Genomic DNA, 14,388 nt, shown 5'->3' with positions numbered 1-14,388 from the left:
ATGCAGTACGTCACGAGATACCCCTGCCACACATGTGAATTACCCGTTTCGTCGGAACGGGTGAATCTGACTCGTGGCAGACGCAGGTCTCAGTACCTCAGGGAGTTCACCCCGCCGAACACCTTTGATTCCTTCACTGTACGCCGAACGCCGACCATCCGCCGATCAGGAGCCGAGGCAGTAGATCCGGGCTTCCCAACCCGACAGAGCGAGTGAGGTCGATGTCAGCGCGGCCGCAGTACCGGACACGTTGCCGAGCACCAACTCAGCCGACATCCATTCGAGGCCGACATCCACCGTTCGCGTGGTGCGCCCGCAGTTCGCGATCACCAGCAGCTTTTCCTGCGCAGTCGCCCTGGTATAGGCCCAGATCTGCGGGTCATCGGCCATCACGGGCGTGAAATCGCCGTCCACCAGCACGGGCAGCTCGTGCCGAAGCCGGATGAGGGCGCGATAGTGCGCGAGTACCGAATCCGCTGCCGCTGTCTGCGCTGCGACGTTGAGCCAGCTGTGGTTGGGGTTGACCGGCAGCCAAGGCTTTTCGGAGCTGAATCCGGCGTGGGGTCCGGCATCCCACTGCATGGGGGTGCGGGCGTTGTCGCGGCTCATCTTCGCCAGTCCGGCCAGCGCGGCTGCCGAATCCCAGCCTTGGTCGAGGACGCTGCGGAAGTAGTTCACCGATTCGATATCGGCGTATTCCTGCGGAAAACGGAACGGGTAGTTGGTCATTCCGATCTCTTCACCCTGGTAGACGAACGGGGTACCCCGCATCCCGTGCAGTACGGCGGCCAGTGCCTTGGCCGAGGCGGCCCAGTGGTCCGGGTGGTCATCGCCGAACCGGCTCACCACACGCGGCTGGTCATGGTTGTTCCAGTAAAGACTGTTCCACCCGACATCCGCCAGTGCTGACTGCCACCGGTGCAACGCGGTCTTCAGAGCGACCAGGTCGAGACCGATATCGTCGAACTTGTTCTCCGGGCGCTGGTCGACCGACATATGCTCGAACTGGAACACCATGTCCAGCTCACCGCGCGCCGGATCGGTGTAGAGCCGTGCCTCTTCGGTTGTGACACCGGGCATCTCACCGATGGTGAGGAATTCCCCGGCGCGGCCATCGAACACGGTGTCGGCGAGTTCGGCGAGGTAGGTGTGTACGGCGTCTCCGACGACGAAGCGCTGCTGCGGCGAGATGGTGTCGGGCAGCCCGTCGGCTTTGGAGATGAAGTTGATGACGTCCATCCGGAATCCGTCGACCCCGCGGTCCAGCCACCACACCATCATGTCCCGCAGGGCTTTTCGCACATCGGGGTTCGCCCAGTTGAGGTCTGGCTGTTTACGGGCGAACAGGTGCAGGTAGTACTGGCCGGTGAATTCGTCCCACTGCCAGGCCGGCCCGGAGAAGAACGACTCCCAGTTGTTGGGCACCGCGCCACCGCGGGCGTCTCGCCAGATATACCAGTCCCGCTTGGGGTTTCCGCGTGCCGATCGCGAATCGACGAACCACGGGTGCTCATCGGAGGTGTGGTTGACCACCAGGTCCATCACCAGTTTCATCCCCAGGGCGTGCACCTTGGCGATCAGCCCGTCGAAGTCGGCGAGCGTGCCGAACAGCGGATCGATATCGCGATAGTCACTGACGTCATATCCGTTGTCGGTCTGGGGTGAGCGGTAGATCGGGGACAACCAGATGACGTCGACGCCGAGATCGTGCAGATGGTCCAGCCGCTCGATGATCCCGCCCAGATCACCGATCCCGTCGCCGTCGGAGTCGGCGAAGCTGCGGGGGTAGATCTGATAGACGACAGCGGTTTTCCACCACGCCGCATTCACGCCCGGGCGCCGAGAACGTCGCGGTAGACATCGACGTACTTGTCGACCATCGCCGACACCGAGAAGCGCGCCGCGGCGCACTCGGCGATCTTGGCGCGGTCCAGCCCGCCTGCCGCGTCGACCGCCGCCACCGCGGCGTCCATGTCTGCCGCCAGGTAACCGGTGACGCCGTGCTCGATCAGTTCGCCCATCGAGCCCCTGGCATGCGCGATCACCGGCGTGCCACAGGCCATGGACTCGACGACGCTGTAACCGAACGGCTCATCGAAGTCGATCAGGTGCAGCAGCGCATGCGCGCCGCCCAACACCTCGGTACGGCTGTCGGCACCGACGGCCCCGAGGTAGCGCACCTGGTCGCCGTCGAGGTGCGGCGCGACGGCATCGCGAAAGTACTCCTCGTCCTGGATGATTCCGGCGATGTCGAGTCGGCGCCCGCATCGGCGGGCGACCTCGATGGCATGGGCGGTGCCTTTGTCCGGATGGATCCGGCCGAAGAACAGCAGGTGCTCCCCCGGGCTCGGGTGGACCGCGAACTGGTCGATATCGATGCCGTGGTGAATGGTGGCGGCGTAGTGCAGGTCGGGATGGCGATCGGCGTCACTGATCGACACGTACGCACCTGCTCCGTCATAGCGTTGGTAGACGGGCACGATCTTCTCCGAGGAGAACCCGTGAATGGTGGTGACGACGGGGGTGTCGACCAGTTCGCTGTAGGTCAGCGGCAGGAAGTCGAAACCGTTGTGGATGATGTCGAAATCGCCGGCGCGTTCGAACACCGACGCGATGTGCAGGCACTCGGCGACCTTGGCGTCGATGCCGGCGTCCTCGGACCAGCCGGTGGGCGTCGTGGCCTGCAACTCGGCAGAGGTGAGCGAGTCGGCGGTCGCGAACAGGGTGACGTGATGGCCGGCGGCCACCAACCCCTCGGTGAGCAGCGATGCGAACTGCTCCCACGGCCCGTAGTGCCGCGGTGGGGTCCGCCACGCGATCGGCGCCAGGACAGCAATACGGAGGGGGTCGCGGACCGTGAGACGTTCACAAGTGGTGATGACTCGAGCCTACGCGGGACCCTCGGCGCACCGCCTACGCGCAATTGTGCGAATTGGGCGGCCCGTCGCGGCGCGTCGCCGACGAAACCGCACGCACGCGACGCGGGAGGACCTGTCAGACGTCGGCCGGGATCTCCCGGACCGCACCCCGATCCGCCGACGTTGCCAACAGCGCGTACGCCCGCAACGCCTTCGACACCGGGCGATCCCGGTCCCGCGGTCGGTACACGCCGTTGAGCTCGGCACGGCGGCGGTCGAGTTCATCGTCGGAGACATCGAGGGTGATCGCCCGCGAGGGGATGTCGATGACGATGCGGTCGCCGTCGCGCACCAGGGCGATGGGTCCGCCGGCCGCGGCTTCCGGTGACACGTGACCGATCGACAGCCCAGACGTGCCGCCGGAGAAGCGGCCGTCGGTGATCAGCGCGCACGCCTTGCCCAGCCCCTTGCCCTTCAAAAACGAGGTGGGATACAGCATTTCCTGCATGCCCGGTCCGCCACGTGGGCCCTCGTAGCGGACCACCACCACATCGCCGGCGGTGACCCGGCCGCCGAGGATGGCGTCGACGGCCTCCTCCTGCGACTCCACCACCACCGCAGGGCCCGCGAAAGTCAGCACGCTCGCGTCGACACCGGCGGTCTTGACCACACCCCCGTTGGGCGCAAGATTCCCGGTGAGCACGGCCAGCCCGCCGTCGGGCGAATAGGCATGCGCGACATCGCGAATGCAGCCGTGCGCGGCGTCGGTGTCCAGGCTCTCCCAGCGCTCGGATTGGGAGAACGCAGTGGCGCTGCGCCGTGCACCCGGGGCGGCATGAAACAGCTCGACGGCTTCCGCGGAGGGATTGAGCCCGCGAATGTCCCAGGCGTCGAGCCACTCGTCGAGGTTCGTGGCGTGGATCGCATGCACCTCTTTGGCGAGGAGGCCGGCCCGGTACAGCTCGCCCAGAATCGCGGGGATGCCACCGGCCCGGTGCACGTCCTCCATCAGGTAGGCCCCGTTGGGGGCGACCTTGCACAGGCACGGGACGCGGCGAGAGATCTCGTCGATCTCTCCGAGCACGAAGTCCAGTTCCGCCTCATGTGCCGCGGCCATCAGATGCAGGATGGTGTTGGTGGATCCACCCATCGCGACGTCCATCGCCATGGCGTTCTCGAATGCCGACCGCGACGCGATGGCGCGTGGCAGCACCGAGACATCACCGTGGCCGTAGTACCGCGTGGTGAGGTCCAGGACGGCGGCGCCGGCCTTCTCGTAGAGGGCGCGTCGCGCGGTGTGGGTGGCCAGCACCGAGCCATTGCCGGGTAGCGCCAGCCCGAGGGCCTCGACCAGGCAGTTCATCGAGTTGGCGGTGAACATTCCCGAGCAGGACCCACAGGTCGGGCAGGCGGCCTCCTCGAGCCGGGCCAGGTCCTCGTCGGAGACGTTCGGGTCGGCCGCGCCGGCCATCGGGTCGATCAGGTGCAGGCCGGTGCGCACCCGGCCGTCCACCAGGGTGGCGCGGCCACCTTCCATCGGGCCGCCGGAGACGAAGACCGTCGGGATGTTCAGCCGCAAGGCGGCCATCAGCATGCCGGGAGTGATCTTGTCGCAGTTGGAGATACACACCAAGGCGTCGGCCTTGTGCGCCTCGACCATGTACTCCACCGAGTCGGCGATGAGGTCACGCGAGGGCAGCGAGTACAACATGCCGGAATGCCCCATGGCGATACCGTCGTCGACGGCGATGGTGTTGAACTCGCGCGCAATGCCGCCGGCCCGGTGGATCGCGTCGGACACGATCCGTCCGACCGGCTGCAGGTGGGTGTGCCCTGGCACGAACTCGGTGAAGCTGTTGGCCACGGCCACGATGGGCTTGCCGAAGTCTTCGCGGGCGACGCCGGCGGCGCGCAGCAGGGCCCGGGCACCGGCCATGTTGCGACCATGAGTGACGGTGCGGGAACGCAGCGGGATCATGCTCCTACTGTCGGGCGGGGAGCCTCACCTGGGAAGACGCCGTCACTACTAGTAGTGACAGTACTAGTCTTGGCAGGTGCCCACCGATGAGGATCGCCGCGCCGAACTCGGTGCCTTCCTGCGTGCCAGCCGCGAACGTCTGGTCCGCACGGACTTCGGTCTGCCGCCCGCCGGGCGGGGTCGCACGGTGGGGCTTCGCCGCGAGGAAGTCTCCTATCTGTCCGGGGTGAGCGTCACCTGGTACACCTGGCTGGAGCAGGGCCGCGATATCAATCCGTCCCGCCAGGTGCTCGACGCCGTCAGCCGCACGCTGCGCCTCGGCGTTCCCGAGCACCGCTACGTGCTGGGACTGGCCGGGTTCGCTCCGCTGCCCGCGGCCTCGGCCGATGAGGTGTCGACGGTGCCGGCGCACCTGCAGCGCTTCCTCGACGCGATCGGGGAAAATCCCGCCTACGCGCTGACCCCGGAGTGGGGCATCGCCGGCTGGAACGGCGCCTACCAACGTCTCTACCCCAACGTGGCTACCACCGCACCGACCGAGCGAAATCTGCTGTGGGTGGTGTTCACCGACCCCGCGGTGCGAGATCTGCTCGACGACTGGCACGTGACGAGTTCGCGGTTCCTCGCCGAGTTCCGTGCCGAAATCGGTTCGCGCTTGGGCGATCCCGCCCTGCTGGACCTGGTGGCGCGACTGTCGGAGGCCAGCCCCGAATTCCGCGCCGGCTGGGAACGCCACGATATCCGCGGCTTCGAATCGCGCGAACGGATCTTCCATCACCCCGAATTCGGCGCCGTCACCTACGAGCACCACCAGCTGCGGCCGTCGGATCAGCCGGAGTTCCAGATCGTGGTCTACACGCCGGCGTGAGGCGGCGGGGTGTCATCGGGCCCCACCAGATCCTCCGCCGAGTTCGACGAGGTCCGACGCCACCGCCCGTACAGCGCCAGGTCGGCGCCGGGCAGCGACCAGCGGCGGCCGACGAACCGGATGACCGTGCGCACATAGCGGGTCGTCTCCGAGTACCACCGCCACTCGTAGAGCCGGCCGGTCTGCACCACATGCGCCAGCGCCTCGGATTCGACGCCCTGCAGGTATGGCCGGACCCACGTCACCAGCACCCACGCCGGGGCCCCGGCGTGGACAGTCCATTCGATCGGGCGGTCCCCTGCGGCCATGGTGTGCCGCGCCGCGGGCGGGTCGGGTCCGTCACCACCGAACAGTTGCATCGTCACGTTGTGGAAGACGCCGGGCCCGCCCACCTCGAACCGGACGCGGCAGACATCGCCGTCGCGGTCGACGGAGAACGCCGCCAGGCCGCCGACGGCGACATAGCGGGCGAACACCAGCCCGCTCACCACCATGACGACCCGGCGCACCGCGAGCAGCACGGTAAACGTCGCGACCGTCAACGCCACGACGCTCCACATCAGGTCCACCGGCTCAGCGTGGCAGAGCCGCCGCCGAGACGCGTGCGCATCTGCGCGTCCTCGTCCGCACACCCGCGTCAGATCGAGATTCTCCGAGTTCCGAGCAATCCGCGGCGGCATTGAACCCGAATTACTTCGGTGACGTGAGTTCGGTGAACGCTCGTCAGTGTCCATAGCCGATCGTTGGAGGGGAACCATGGATCACGACCTGCAGGAATTCGCAGAAACAGGGGATATTGCGAAGGATGTGGGGCAGCGAATCGAGCTGGTGCGCCACTTTGCCTCGACCGGCCAACTGCCGTTCTTCCAGCAAATCGACTCCGTCGACACGCCGCGCGTCGGCATCCGGGGGCGGCAGTGCGTGTTGCTCGGCTCCAACTCCTATATCGGCTTGTCGACACATCCGGACGTGGTCGCCGCGGCGGTCGAGGCGACGAACGAATTCGGCACCGGTACCACCGGCAGCCGTCTGCTCAACGGGACATACCGGCTGCATGTCGCACTCGAACAGCAGATCGCGGCATGGCTGGGCCATGAGGAGGCCCTCGTCTTCACCACCGGTTACCAGACCAACGTCGGCACCATCCAGGCGCTGCTCGGCGACGACTGCCTGGCGGTCGTGGACTCCCTGGCTCACGCGTCGATCCGCGACGGAGTACGTCTGAGCCGGGCCGTCGAAGCCAAATTCGAGCACAACGACGCCGAGTCCCTGGCCGCGACCCTGCGCAGCCATGCCGGTACCCGATATCACCGCATTCTGGTCATCGTGGACTCGCTCTACTCGATGGAAGGCTCGACCGCCCCGTTGGAGCGGATCATCGATGCGTGCAAGGACGCCGGGGCGCTGCTCATGGTCGATGAAGCGCACGGTATCGGCGTTTTCGGACCGACCGGGGGCGGTTTGACGCAACGCAACGAGGTCGCCAAGGACGTCGACATCCTGATGGGGTCGTTGTCGAAAGCGATCGGTGGCCTCGGCGGATTCATCACAGCGTCGCGCGACTTCATCGACGAGATCCGGCTGAGCGCGCGATCATTCTGGTTCAGCACCTCCGCGACACCGGGCGCGATGGCCGCGGCTGCGACGGCGATCGACATCATCCGAAGCGACGAAGGCAGCCGGCGCCGGCGTCGCCTGGAACGCAACTCGCGGCTCATGCGCGACCTCCTTGCGCCCCTGGACGTCGCACTCCAGCGACCCGACGACCTCGGCCCCGACTGGTCCCCGATCATCCCCATCCGGCTGTCCGACGAGATGCGGACTGCGTTGAGCTGGAACCAGCTTCGGGATGCGGGCGTGTTCGTCACACCGGCGATCTATCCGGCGGTGCCCATGGGCGAGCCGATACTGCGGGTCTGCATGACCTCGGAACTGAGCGAAGACGATGTCCGTCGTTGCGCCGACGTGCTCACCGCGGAATTGTCCTGGGCCTTGGCGGCCGTATGAGCGAAGGCCTCCGCCTCGCCATCACGGGTGGGACAGGAGATTTCGGACGGTCCATGCTCACGTGGGCCGTCGAGAACGACGACATCAAGGAGGTCACCGTCCTCGGCCGCCGGCCGGTCAAGGTGGCGCACCCCAAGGTGCGCGAAGCCTTCCTCGACTTGAGCAACCATGTCGACCTCGACGCGGTCGCCGGGTACGACGCACTGATCCACCTGGCCTACTGCGTGGAGGAACCCAGGGACAAACGCCGGGCCTATCAGGTCAACGTGGTGGCGACGCGAACCCTCCTCGCCGAAGCCAACCGGGTGGGCATCGGCCACCTGATTCTCACCTCGAGCGCGAACGCCCTCGGCGTCGCGGCCTGCGGTACGGGAAAACGATTGCCGGAGAACAGCTATCCCGCCGGCGATCAGAACCCCGACCACTACTACTTCTATCACAAGGCACTGCTGGAACACCTGGCCAACTGGTACTGGACACACTCTGGCGAGGGCGGCACGAAACTGGCGGTGGCGCGGCCGTGTTACATCGTCGGCGAGCACTTCGACAACTCGGGCCTGCAAGCGTTCCTGGCCAAAACGGTTGTCTACCCGGAGCCGGCCCGCTCGTTCTACCAATTCCTCTGGGACACCGACCTGGTCGATGCTTACGCCACGATCCTCACCGAGGGCCTGACCGGCATCTACAACATCGCCCCGACAGATCAGACGACTGTCAAGGAGATCGCTTCGATGAACGGCGCACGGCTGATCGGCGGTCCGGTACGCCTGTTGAAACCGGGTGCCGATCTGGCTTTCCGGCTTCACCTTTCACCGTTCTCCGGGCATTGGGTGACACGCGGTGACCCGCTACTCGATTCCCGACTGCTTCGCACCACGACGGCCTGGAAACCGTCAGCCAGTTCCGCAGAAGCGCTCCAGCGCTACCTCATTCGTACCTGACGAGCAAGGACCCGCACATGGACCGCACCGGACTCGACGCGCGACTGTCACACGTGGCAGCCGTCCGTCATCACCTGCCCGATCTCGCCGACACATTGGAGGAGCTCGGCCTGATGGCCGCCGAGGACCCGTCGACCAACGTCGTCGCACTCTGGAAGGAGCACGACGGACCCCGGTTGACCGCACCGAGTGCCCTCGGCGGACTGGGTGCGACCTGCGTGGAAACCCTTGAGCTGCAACGCGGTGTCGGCTATCTGAGCCCCTCCCTCGCGGCGGCGACCACCATGCATTACCTGTCGGTGGCGGGGCTGGCCGACTTCGCGAACACGGCCGACGAGGAGACCGTCGGCCTGATCAAATCGCTGATCGAGAACCGCACGGTCTTCGCTTCCGGCTTCTCGGAGGGCACGATCGCCGGCAGCGTCTTCCGCCCCACGATGCGGGCCAGCCCGGCCGACGGTGGATACACGCTGACGGGACAGAAGAAGCCGTGCAGCCTCGCCGACAGTATGGACTGTGTGATGGCCAGCGTGCTGCTCGATGACACCAAACAGCGGGCCATCACCGTGATCTTCAACGGCAGCCCCGGGCTCAGCGTCACCCCGCTGTGGACCAGCGCACCCCTGTCGGGTGCGCAGACCCACGCGGTGGTGTTCGAGGACGTCTTCGTGCCGAACGAGCTGATGATGATCAGCGACATCGAAGATCCCGACGGCCGTAACGAGAAGTCGGGCTACGTCCTGTTCGGTCTGATCATCACGGCCGGCTACGTCGGCGCGGCAACCCGGCTCGCGCTCAAACTGGCCGCCCGCGACGACTTCACTCCGGCCGACTTCGTCGAACTGTTCTCGCCGGTCGAAGGGGTGTGGCGCGCACTGCGGATGATCGCCGCGCGTTACGACGCCGGCGATCGCAGCGACGACCTGTTCGCCGACCTGTTGTGGATCCGGCTCGGCCTGCGCGACCAGCTGCAGACCGCCGTGGCCCGCCTGGTGGCGAAGGTCGGTGGCGTCGCCTTCGCCACCGACCCCGAGATCGCGTACCTGTCCTCGTGTATCTCGGCGTATTCGTTCCACCCGCCGAATCTGCGCGAATCCGGCGCCTTCCTGCTCGACCACGAATTGGCCGGGGAGATCAGCCTGACTCGCTGATACCCACATGGGTGTGCAACGTCGCCAGCGGTGCGGGAGCCCACCAATTCCATTTACCGGCAAGCTTCATGACGGCCGGCACCAACACCATCCGCACCAGCGTCGCATCGACCACGACGGCGAGCACGAGTCCCACGCCGACCATCCGCATGAAGGCGACCTGGCCGCTGGACAGCGCCGCGAAGACGATCACCATGAGAATCGCGGCCGCGGTGATCACCCGGCCCGCACCGGCGATCCCGAGCGCCACCGCTTCGTCGTTGTTGCCCGTCTCGAGCCAGTGCTCGCGGATCCGGGACAGCAGGAACACCTCGTAATCCATGGACAACCCGAACGCGATCGCGAACAGGAACACCAGCACATCGGCGACCAGCGTGCCGGTCGGTGTGGTGCCGAGGCCGCCCAGATGCCCCTCCTGGAACACCCACACCAGTGCTCCGAGCGTCGCCGACAGGGATAACGTGTTGAGTACCAACGCTTTCACCGGCAGCAGGAGGCTGCCGGTGAGCAGGAAGATCAACACGAACGTGGTGACCGCGATGAGCAGCAGGACCGCGGGCAGCAGCCGGACGATCTCATCCACCGAGTCCTGGTTGAGCTGATTGGCACCGGTGAACAGCGCCTCGGCGCTGTGCGGCACGGGCACCGCCCGCAGCCGGTCGAGTTCCGCCCGAGACAACGAGTCCGACGACGGATGCTCGATCGCCACCGAGATCCACAGGCTGCCGTCCTTGAGCGCGGTCGGCAACAGCGGGGGGCCGACGACGCGGCCGTGCACGTAGGAGCCTTTCGGCGCAGACACCGCGACGGCACCGGGCACGTTGGACAACGCGGCGGCATACGCGGCGATGTCGCTGTCGGTCAGGCTGCGGGCATCGGGAATGACGATCGAGGTCGCAACCGCGGCGTTGCCCGGGAACTCCGCACGCAACGTATCCCCCACCTGGCGTGACTGCGCGGTCGCGGGTAACACGCGATCATCCGGGAGCCCGAACCGCGCACTGAGGAACGGGCCGCCGAGAATCAGCAGCAGCGCGATCACGGCCAGCGCGCACGGGATCGCGTGCCGCATGACGAATGTGGCGGTCCGGTAGAGCACGCTGTGCCGGATGTCCGGGTCTATGGTCTCCCGTCCGATCGCCGTGCGGATGTTGAGTGACTCGATCCGGTCGCCCAGGAGCGTGATCACCGCCGGGGCTACGACGACGGCATAGAGGCCGGCGAGCGCCACCACGCCGCAGCCCGCATAGGCCATCGACCGCAGGAAGTACATCGGGAACACCGCGAGCGCGCCCACCGCGAGGAACACCGTGCAGGCCGAGAACAGAATCGTGCGACCGGCTTTCGCCACTGCCCGGCGCAGGGCCTCGTCGCGATCACCGACCAGTTGATACTCCTCCCGGTACCGGCTGACCAGGAGCAACGTGTAGTCGATCGCGAGTGCCAGACCCATCGCGGTGGTGAGGTCGAGCGCGAAGATCGACACATCGGCGAAAAGCGTGATTCCGCGCAGCATCCCGAGGGTGCCGACGATGGCCATACCGCCGACCACGAGCGGGAGCAGGGCAGCGAACACGCCGCCGAACACCCAGATGAGTACGAGCAGGGAGAGTGGCAGCGCGATGGCTTCGGCGATGAGCAGGTCTTTTTCGGACTGCTCGTTGATCTCCGCGGACACCATCGCCGTGCCACCGGCCAGCACGGTGAGACCGTCACGGTCACCGGTGACCGTGTCGGCCACGTCCTTGCCGTTCTTGGGCGCGTCGTTCTCGCCCCCGGTGATCTGCGCGATCACCACCGCGGTCCTGCGGTCGGCGCTGAGCAAACCCTGACCGGCGGGGGAACCGTCCCAGGGTGATTCGATACCGCTGACATGCGGGGTGGCCCGTAGGTCCGCGACGAGCTTGCGACCGGCCGTCACGGCCGCCGGTTCCAGGACGCTGCCCCCGACGGAGCTTCGCACCACGAAGGTCAGGTCCATATCGCCCTGGCCGAACTTCTGCGTGAGCACCTTGGTCCCCCGCGCCGATTCGGAACTCGGGTCCTGGAAGCCGGCAGCGCCCAGGTGCTCCGTGACCGTGGCACCGCACACCCCGGCGATGATCGTCAGCAGCCCGACCGCGAGAAGTACCCGTTTCGGGGCCGCGATGACCACGCGGGCCAGCAAAGACAGCACGCTTCGGACGCTACGCGACGTGGCCGCCGCATTTGTGGGAACTCAGACGCAGCGAATGGCGAGTCGCGAAGGAAATGAACCGGACCCATTGACAGACGTGAGCCGCAGGCAGATGTCTACGCCGGCATCAGCGCACCGCCGGTTGTTGAGCCTGACCGGTCGGCGGACCCCACCACAGCTCGTGGATGTGGGCGTCGGCGACACCGATACAGACGACGTGTTGCGTCTGCTGCGCCTCGAAGGTGTATCCCGCGATGACGTCTGGTCCACACGGAGGATCCCCGGTGGCCGCGGTCAGGTTGCCGGCATGCCAGCCGTCGGTCCACCACAGTTCGTAGAGCCGCCCGTCGGCGCCGACGTACACGATGTGCTGGGTGCCCTGCCGATCGAAGGCATAGCCGCTGAGACGACGCGCGGGCAGTGCGGGTGCGACCGGACTCAAGTCGGTGACGTGCCAGCCGGCGGTGCGCCCCGACCACAGTTCCAGCACGCGCCCGTCCACGGTGGTGAACACGATGTGCTGGGTTCGGGTGGCCGCGGTGGTGTAGGCGGCGAGATTTCCCGCAGAACTCGTCGGACTCGGCGTGTTGGTGGCACTGCTGAGATCACTGGATTGCCACCCGGCACCACCCGACCACAGCTCGTGCAGACGACCATCGACACCGGCAAAGACAACGTGCCGAGTTCCCTCACTCTCGAAGGCGTACGCCCTGAGCTCACCCGTCGGCGCGGGTGACGGAGACTTCGTGAGGTCAGTGAGATCGGTGGCATACCAGCCTGTTTGGCCGTAGGCCAGCTCATAGATATGGCCGTCAACACCCACGAACACCACATGCTGGGACCCACTCGCCGCCGCGACATACCCGGAGATGCTCCCCGGGCCGAGCGCGGGCGGGACGGTACCCGTGGCCAGCGTCAGGTCGCCGCTGTGCCACTGGCCGGCATCCGACCACATTTCGTGAAGATGGCCATCAACACCCACGAAGATGATGTGCTCGGTCATCTGTCCGTCGAACGCATAGCCGTACACCGCCGACTGATCCGCGACGGGCACCCCGCGCGCGGCGACGGTGAGATCGGCGAAATGCCAACCGTTGACGTTCCACCACAGCTCCAACAAGTGCCGATCCTGCGCTCCGACGTAGACGATGTGCTGCGTGCCCTGCGCCTCGAACGCATACCCGGCCAGGGCCGCTCCGCGTGCCGGGGGCGCCCCGGTCGAGGCACTGACATCGTCTGATTGCCACACCCCTTCACCCGTGTGATCACGCCACGAAGGCACATCCGACGACTCACCGTGGGCCGCACAGGCCACCACGGAAACCATCACAAGCACCACGAACGCCGCGACAGACCGACCGTTCATCTGACCCCCTGTCCCCCGGCACTCAGCCATACTCACGATCGCGCCGCCTCGACGATCAGTCGACGCGGCTCACGCCCCCACCGCGACCGCTGCGGTGATTCCCAGTCGCGTGAGAAGCCAACTCCGAAGCCCTGGTCCGTAGTCCGGGCGATCGAGCGCGAAATCCACTGCAGCCTTGAGATACCCCTCGGGATTGCCCAGGTCGTGGCGCGCGCCCCGGTGTACCACAACGTGGACGGGGTGTCCCTGCGCCACCATCCCCGCAATGGCGTCGGTGAGTTGGATTTCGCCTCCGGCTCCGCGAGGTGTAGACCGCAGTGCGTCAAAGACTGCGCGATCCAACAGGTAGCGGCCCGCCGCCGCGAAGTTCGAAGGCGCCGTTCCCGGAGCGGGCTTCTCGACCATTCCTTTGACCCGCAGAACATCTGGATTGATGATCGGCGGCATCGGAGCGACGTCGAAGACGCCGTACGCCCCGATATCCTCCTGGGGTACGTCGATCGCGCACAACACCGATCCGCCGAAAGCCTCGCGGACCGCCATCATCGTTTCGAGCACGCCCGTCGGGAATACCAGATCATCAGGCAGCAGAACAGTGATCGCAGTCTCGTCGGGCGAGAGCAGCGGTTCCACACACGACACCGCGTGCCCGAGACCCAGCGGTTCATGCTGAACAACCGCTTCGACCTTGATCAGCGCGGGGGCTCGACGGACTTTCTCCAGCATCGAGTGTTTCCCACGGGCCTCCAAAGTGCCTTCCAAGACAAGGTCCTCGACGAAATGTGCTACCACTCCGTCCTTCCCGGGTGAGGTGATGATGACGAGTCGCTCGGCGCCGCCCTCGGCGGCTTCTGCGGCAACCAGCTCAATTCCTGGCGTGTCGACCACGGGAAGAAGTTCTTTCGGCACAGTTTTGGTCGCGGGCAAGAAGCGGGTGCCGAGTCCTGCAGCGGGAACTACGGCGGTACGGGGCAGCAGTACCTGTGGCGCTGACATGGGTGAACGATAACCGAAAAGCCTCGGCGCGGCTTATCTCTCCCAGT

The 14,388-nt window shown here is 66.4% G+C and carries 11 protein-coding genes; 4 read left to right on the top strand and 7 right to left on the bottom strand.

Annotated features, from left to right (window positions below; all coding sequences use genetic code 11):
* Window positions 1-165: 165 nt before the first annotated feature.
* The 3 genes from FHU31_RS09840 to ilvD form a co-directional block, all read right to left on the bottom strand.
* The gene (locus FHU31_RS09840) at window positions 166-1,830 is read right to left on the bottom strand and encodes an alpha-glucosidase (RefSeq protein ID WP_167157837.1); all 1,665 of its coding nucleotides are present in this window, start codon (window positions 1,828-1,830) and stop codon (window positions 166-168) included.
* Window positions 1,827-2,747: a glycosyltransferase family 4 protein gene (locus FHU31_RS09835; RefSeq protein ID WP_263988141.1), complete on the bottom strand. Its 921-nt coding sequence runs from the start codon at window positions 2,745-2,747 to the stop codon at window positions 1,827-1,829. The genes FHU31_RS09840 and FHU31_RS09835 overlap by 4 nt, the downstream gene beginning before the upstream one ends.
* 247 nt (window positions 2,748-2,994) lie before the next feature.
* Window positions 2,995-4,836: a dihydroxy-acid dehydratase gene (gene ilvD, locus FHU31_RS09830; RefSeq protein WP_167157835.1), complete on the bottom strand. Its 1,842-nt coding sequence runs from the start codon at window positions 4,834-4,836 to the stop codon at window positions 2,995-2,997.
* Between the two features lie 76 nt (window positions 4,837-4,912).
* On the opposite strand from ilvD, the gene FHU31_RS09825 reads away from it, so the two are divergent.
* Window positions 4,913-5,704 (top strand): helix-turn-helix transcriptional regulator, encoded by a 792-nt coding sequence (locus FHU31_RS09825; protein ID WP_167157833.1) that lies wholly within the window; start codon window positions 4,913-4,915, stop codon window positions 5,702-5,704.
* Here the strand turns inward: FHU31_RS09825 and FHU31_RS09820 are convergent.
* Window positions 5,689-6,273 carry a hypothetical protein gene (locus FHU31_RS09820; protein ID WP_167157831.1) on the bottom strand — a complete coding sequence of 195 codons (585 nt, stop codon included), beginning with the start codon at window positions 6,271-6,273 and terminating at the stop codon, window positions 5,689-5,691. The genes FHU31_RS09825 and FHU31_RS09820 overlap by 16 nt on opposite strands.
* 187 nt (window positions 6,274-6,460) lie before the next feature.
* Here FHU31_RS09820 and FHU31_RS09815 point away from each other — a divergent pair, with 187 nt between their 5' ends.
* Genes FHU31_RS09815 through FHU31_RS09805 form a run of 3 tightly spaced genes read left to right on the top strand, consistent with a single transcriptional unit; the run spans window position 6,461 to window position 9,803 of the window.
* Window positions 6,461-7,711 carry an aminotransferase class I/II-fold pyridoxal phosphate-dependent enzyme gene (locus FHU31_RS09815; protein WP_167157829.1) on the top strand — a complete coding sequence of 417 codons (1,251 nt, stop codon included), beginning with the start codon at window positions 6,461-6,463 and terminating at the stop codon, window positions 7,709-7,711.
* Window positions 7,708-8,652: an NAD-dependent epimerase/dehydratase family protein gene (locus tag FHU31_RS09810; protein ID WP_167157827.1), complete on the top strand. Its 945-nt coding sequence runs from the start codon at window positions 7,708-7,710 to the stop codon at window positions 8,650-8,652. Before FHU31_RS09815 ends, FHU31_RS09810 begins: the two co-directional genes overlap by 4 nt.
* A gap of 17 nt (window positions 8,653-8,669) precedes the next feature.
* Window positions 8,670-9,803, top strand: a complete 1,134-nt coding sequence (locus tag FHU31_RS09805; protein ID WP_167157825.1) for an acyl-CoA dehydrogenase family protein — start codon at window positions 8,670-8,672, stop codon at window positions 9,801-9,803.
* Here FHU31_RS09805 and FHU31_RS09800 read toward each other — a convergent pair.
* The 3 genes from FHU31_RS09800 to FHU31_RS09790 form a co-directional block, all read right to left on the bottom strand.
* A complete protein-coding gene (locus FHU31_RS09800) occupies window positions 9,787-11,979 on the bottom strand; it encodes an MMPL family transporter (RefSeq protein WP_167157823.1) in 2,193 nt (730 codons plus the stop codon). The two genes, FHU31_RS09805 and FHU31_RS09800, sit on opposite strands and share 17 nt — an antisense overlap.
* 127 nt (window positions 11,980-12,106) lie before the next feature.
* Window positions 12,107-13,228, bottom strand: coding sequence for a hypothetical protein (locus FHU31_RS09795; RefSeq protein WP_167157822.1), 1,122 nt, complete (start codon window positions 13,226-13,228; stop codon window positions 12,107-12,109).
* Between the two features lie 186 nt (window positions 13,229-13,414).
* On the bottom strand, window positions 13,415-14,341 hold the full coding sequence (locus FHU31_RS09790) for a UTP--glucose-1-phosphate uridylyltransferase (protein WP_167157821.1): 927 nt from the start codon (window positions 14,339-14,341) through the stop codon (window positions 13,415-13,417).
* Between the last annotated feature and the right edge of the window lie 47 nt (window positions 14,342-14,388).

The sequence above is a fragment of the Mycolicibacterium fluoranthenivorans genome (assembly GCF_011758805.1).
Classification (GTDB): domain Bacteria; phylum Actinomycetota; class Actinomycetes; order Mycobacteriales; family Mycobacteriaceae; genus Mycobacterium; species Mycobacterium fluoranthenivorans.
Note: the sequence above shows the minus strand (reverse complement) of the source record. Positions and strands in the feature narration are given on the sequence as shown.